General features: G+C 73.8%; 7 protein-coding genes and 1 tRNA gene. All 8 read left to right on the forward strand.

Annotated features, from left to right (window positions below; all coding sequences use genetic code 11):
- Positions 1 to 325, forward strand: a 325-nt coding sequence (locus tag FDZ70_07225) for a pyruvate kinase (protein ID TLM74388.1), incomplete at its 5' end; no start/stop codon positions are given.
- Positions 326 to 673: 348 nt separating this feature from the next.
- Positions 674 to 1,018 carry a septum formation initiator family protein gene (locus FDZ70_07230; protein TLM74389.1) on the forward strand — a complete coding sequence of 115 codons (345 nt, stop codon included), beginning with the start codon at positions 674 to 676 and terminating at the stop codon, positions 1,016 to 1,018.
- Positions 1,019 to 1,025: 7 nt separating this feature from the next.
- On the forward strand, positions 1,026 to 1,535 hold the full coding sequence (locus tag FDZ70_07235) for a DUF501 domain-containing protein (protein TLM74390.1): 510 nt from the start codon (positions 1,026 to 1,028) through the stop codon (positions 1,533 to 1,535).
- Entirely contained in the window at positions 1,532 to 2,458 is a 927-nt protein-coding gene (locus FDZ70_07240; GenBank protein TLM74391.1) for a Ppx/GppA family phosphatase, read from the forward strand. The genes FDZ70_07235 and FDZ70_07240 overlap by 4 nt, the downstream gene beginning before the upstream one ends.
- 38 nt (positions 2,459 to 2,496) lie before the next feature.
- Positions 2,497 to 2,583, forward strand: a tRNA-Leu gene (locus FDZ70_07245).
- 31 nt (positions 2,584 to 2,614) lie between these two features.
- On the forward strand, positions 2,615 to 3,055 hold the full coding sequence (locus FDZ70_07250) for a hypothetical protein (GenBank protein TLM74392.1): 441 nt from the start codon (positions 2,615 to 2,617) through the stop codon (positions 3,053 to 3,055).
- Positions 3,056 to 3,142: 87 nt separating this feature from the next.
- Positions 3,143 to 3,655 carry a ribbon-helix-helix protein, CopG family gene (locus FDZ70_07255; GenBank protein TLM74393.1) on the forward strand — a complete coding sequence of 171 codons (513 nt, stop codon included), beginning with the start codon at positions 3,143 to 3,145 and terminating at the stop codon, positions 3,653 to 3,655.
- Entirely contained in the window at positions 3,570 to 4,004 is a 435-nt protein-coding gene (locus FDZ70_07260) for a DUF86 domain-containing protein (protein TLM74394.1), read from the forward strand. Before FDZ70_07255 ends, FDZ70_07260 begins: the two co-directional genes overlap by 86 nt.
- Positions 4,005 to 4,077: the final 73 nt, after the last annotated feature.

The raw sequence follows: 4,077 nt of genomic DNA on the forward strand, positions 1-4,077 counted from the left end.
CGCGCGCGACCTGCGGGTGGCCGCGATCGTCACGCTCACCGAGTCCGGCGCCACGGCCCGGGCGGTCGCGCGTCACCGCCCGCGCGTGCCGATCGTGGGTGTGGCCGGTGACGCGGCGACCGCGCGCCGGCTCGCGCTCGTCTGGGGGGTGACCCCGCTCGTCTCCGACTCGCGCGGCAGCGTGGACGAGCGCTTCGCCGGCGCCGTCGCGCTGGTGCGCGACGCCGGGCTCGCGGCGCCCGGCGACCTCGTCGCGCTCACCGCCGGCCTCGCGCCGGGGGTTGCGGGGGCGACGGACACGCTCCAAGTGCGCCGGGTGCCGTAGAGCCTGCACCTCAACCTGACGTCGAGGTGACACACGCCGCTGAAGTGCGCTATCATGCGCGTCGGAGCGGCCGCACGCCGCGGTCGCCCGCTCGCTTTGCCACCGTAGACGAAACCGCAGATGACACGCAGCAGATCGACGCAGCAGCCCAAGGCGAGATCGACGGCGCGCGGGACCGGGTCCTCCCGGTCCGCGACCACGCGCCGCGCCTCCACCTCGCGCGCTTCCGGCACCCGGAAGTCCTCCGCGCGCGCCACGGCGTCCGCGCCGCGCGCGCGCCGCGCCGCGCCCTCGCGCGTACGCTCGCCGCGCCGGCCCGCGCTCTCGCAGCAGGCCGTCACCGGGTGGGTGCTCGTCATCGCCCTCGCCGCCGCGGCCTGGGTCTTCTACCCGGCGCTGCGCATCCAGTACCGCGAGCAGAAGCAGCGAGCGCAGCTGTCCGCCGAGCTCACCGACCTGCAGGCCCGCAACGCCCGCCTGTCCGACCAGGTCGCCGCGCTCAAGACGCCCGAGGGCGTCGAGGACATGGCGCGCGAGACGCTCGGCATGGTGCGGGAGGGCGAGCGCGCGTACGTGGTCGTCGAGGACAGCGCCACCGCGGAGCCGCCGACCGCCGCGCCCGACCGGGTCACCACGCCCACCGAGACGGTGTGGACGCAGGTGCTCGACGCGCTGTTCGGCGTCAGGGACTGACGCCGCCGTGCCTGACGAGGCCGCACTCGTCGCGGCGCAGATCGGCCGGCCGCCGCGCGACCCCTGGCGCGTCGCGGCGCGATGCTCGTACGGATTCCCCACGGTGATCGCCTCGCCGCCGCGCCTCGCTGACGGCGAGCCGTTCCCGACGCTGTTCTGGCTGACCTGCCCCTGGCTCGTAGCGGCCGTCTCGGACCTCGAGTCCGCGGGCGCCGCGGCTGACTGGGCCGCGCGCCTGGAGCGCGAGCCGGAGCTGTGCGCGCGTGCCGAGGCCGCCGACGCCGAGTACCGGCGCCTGCGTGCCGCCGAGGGCGGCGGTGACGACCCGTGCGCTGACACCGGCGTGGCCGGCCAGGCGCGCGTGACCGGGACGAAGTGCCTGCACGCGTACGTCGCCGCGTCGCTCGCCGGCCTCGACGACCCGGCGGGCGCGGCCATGCTTGCGCACCTCGCGCGTGAGTGCCCCGACGGCCGCTGTGCGCGCCTGCCGGGCACGGATGCGGAGGCGCGGCCGTGAGGGTCGCCGCCATCGACATCGGCACCGTGACCACGCGCTGCCTGGTCGCCGAGGTCGTGGACGGCCACCTGACCGAGCTCGACCGCCGGTCCGTCATCACGCACCTCGGCGAGGGGCTCTCGGCCACGGGTGCTCTGAGCGACGCTGCGATGGACCGTGTTGCGGCGACCGTCGCCGGCTATCTCGAGCGCGCGCGCGAGCTGGGCGTCGAGCACGTGGTCGCGCTCGCCACTTCCGCCGCCCGCGACGCCTCGAACGCCGCCGCATTCACGGACCGGCTCTCCGCCCTCGGTGCAGTCCCGCAGGTCATCCCCGGCGATCGCGAGGCGTACCTGTCGTTCCTCGGCGCGACGTACGACCGCGATGGCGAGGGCATCCTCGTCGCCGACCCGGGCGGCGGCTCGACCGAGCTCGTCTACGGCGACGCATCGCCTGAGGCCGGCGTCACCGTCCGCGCCGCGCGCAGCATCGACGTGGGCGCGCGCCGCATGACGGAGCGCTTCTTCGCGACGGACCCGCCGACGCTCGCGGAGCTGGACGCCGCCCGCGCGTGGGCGGTCGCCGAGTTCCGTCCGTACTTCGAACTGCTGCGCGGCGAGCGGCCGTCGGTGCTGGTCACGCTCGCCGGGACCGCCACCACGATGGCGGCGATCGACCAGCACCTCGACCCGTACGACCCGTCGAAGGTGCACGGCTACGTGCTGTCCGGCGCCACAGTGTCCGCCCTGCTCGCGGAGTTCGCCTCGGTGCCGCTCGCCGAGCGCCGCAGGATCGCGGGGCTGGAGCCGGACCGCGCGCCGGTGATCGTGGGCGGGTCGCTCGTCATCGAGACCGTGATGTCGCTCGCGGGCGTGGATTCGACCGTCGTCAGCGAGCACGACATACTCTACGGGATCGCGCTGGACGCGGCGGCGGGTGCGTAGCGCTGCCGGTCCGGCCCGGGCGTGCGCGTGCGGGACGTGGCGGGGTATCCGAACTGGCACAGGAAGGGGCCTTAAAAGCCCTCGGCCGAAAGGCTATGTGGGTTCGAATCCCACCCCCGCCACCATCCGCGCGCGAGCTTCACGAGGGGAGCCGGTGTGCGGTTCGAGAACCGGGCGTCGAGGATCACGCTGCTCTCCCGCGCGGCGATGCCCTTCGTGGCCGGGCTGACGGCAGCGTTCTTCGTGGTCGCTGCGGCGTTGTCCCGTGCGCCGTGGTTCGTCGCGCTCGCGGTACTCGTCGGCCTGCCGTTGTCGGCGGTGATCTTCTGGCTCGGCTGGTACACCGTGCCGCTGTGCGCGCTGACGGTCGACGCGGCCCAGGCGCGCGTCACGCTCGCGTGGGCGAAGGGCACGCGTACGATCGCGGCACGCGAGCTCACACGCGCGCGCCTGACCGGCACCGAGCTGGTGCTGCGGGTTGCAGCACCGCGGGGAGAGTGGCTCGGCAGGCAGTACGACATCGTCGTGGCCGAGAACAACGTGAAGCGCCTCGTCGATGCGCTCTCCGCACTCGGGATGGAGCCGAAGCGGCGGTAGGGGCGGCGCTCCGGCGAGCCCCGTCCGGCCCGCACCGCTTGCCCGCGCGGGTCATAACGGTTATAAACCGCCTCGGAGGTGTTCTTGATGCCGAGGACCGCGAAGGTGGTCGCCTTCTCGACCCCGCCGGACATGGCCGATCACATAGACCGGGTCGCGCGCGAGCGCGGGATGACCCGCAGCGAGCTGCTGCGTGATGCCTTTCGCGCGTACGCGGGGACGGCCGATGTCGCACGTGAGCCGTTGGCGGCGTACGGAACCACCACGCGCAGCGCACCGGCGCCCGCCTTCGAGGCAGTCCGCGTCGCTCGCGGCGACATCGCCGCGATCTGCGCCCGACGCGGCGTGGCCCGCCTGTGGCTGTTCGGTTCCGCGGTACGCGGGGACTTCGTCGCCGGTTCGAGCGACTACGACTTCGTCGTCGAGTGGAGACCGGATGCGACTCGCGGGCCGTGGCTGAGTCACGTGCTCGACTTCGAGCGCGAACTGTCGGGTCTCCTCGGCGCGCACGTCGATGTCGTCGAGGCGGGCACGGTGCGCAATCCGTCGATCGCCGGCGAGATCGAGCGGGAGCGGGTGCTCGTCTATGACGCGTCGTGACGCCGAGGCGATGGTCGACGATGTCGTCGCCGCGTGCGAGCAGGTTGAAGTGCTCGTTGACGGTGTCACGCTCGATTCGTACATCGCGGATCTGCGGACCCGGCGAGCGCTGGAGCGGCAGCTCGAGATCGTGGGCGAGGCCGTGGGCCGCGTGCTCCGGCACGCGCCGGAGGCGACCGCCACACGGACGACCGATCCGCGCCAGGTCGCCGGCTTCCGCAATCGTCTCGCCCACGAGTACGACGCGCTCGATGACGCTGCGGTGTACGGCATCGCGGTCCGTGACGTGCCCGCGCTGCTCGAAGACCTCCGCGCCGGGTCGCTCTCGGCCGGCCGGCGTCACCGGTGACGTCACATACGACGTCGCATACGACGTCGTATGTGACGTCGCCCCGCGGGAGAAGGTCCGGCGCCGCTCGGCC

The organism is Actinomycetota bacterium (assembly GCA_005774595.1).
Classification (GTDB): Bacteria; Actinomycetota; Coriobacteriia; order Anaerosomatales; family D1FN1-002; genus D1FN1-002.